This is a genomic window from Mesorhizobium sp. M5C.F.Ca.ET.164.01.1.1 (genome assembly GCF_004792125.1).
GTDB lineage: Bacteria > Pseudomonadota > Alphaproteobacteria > Rhizobiales > Rhizobiaceae > Mesorhizobium > Mesorhizobium wenxiniae.
The window spans coordinates 1-303 of sequence record NZ_SRTG01000464.1; the positions used below are offsets into that span (position 1 = coordinate 1).

Annotated in this window: 1 protein-coding gene; it reads right to left on the bottom strand. The window is 58.1% G+C overall.

Annotation, left to right across the window (positions count from 1 at the left end; all coding sequences use genetic code 11):
* Positions 1-96: 96 nt before the first annotated feature.
* Positions 97-303 (bottom strand): hypothetical protein (locus tag EN807_RS36255; RefSeq protein ID WP_246684536.1); only part of this gene is annotated, 207 nt, incomplete at its 5' end.

Genomic DNA, 303 nt, shown 5'->3' on the forward strand with positions numbered 1-303 from the left:
TTGTCCAGCAGGCGCCACTCGGAGCGAGGTCCTACGCGGGCTGAATGCCAGTGCCGAACACATCCCATGCTGGCGACTTCGTCGTCAGTTGGATCGTCATCTTGTTCCAGTAAGAATCGTCTGGGTAGAGTTCCGGCGTGACCTTGATGCCGTGTCAGCTTCTCGAACTCCGGAAAGTTGCGCAGCGAGAGCATCCGCATAGGGGTGGATGTCGTAGGCCCAAGTTATGCTGGTCCCTTCGAATTGACGCCAGTTCACGGTGTCGGCAGCGGCCGAATTAGTGAGCGATGCCGAAACGGCAAG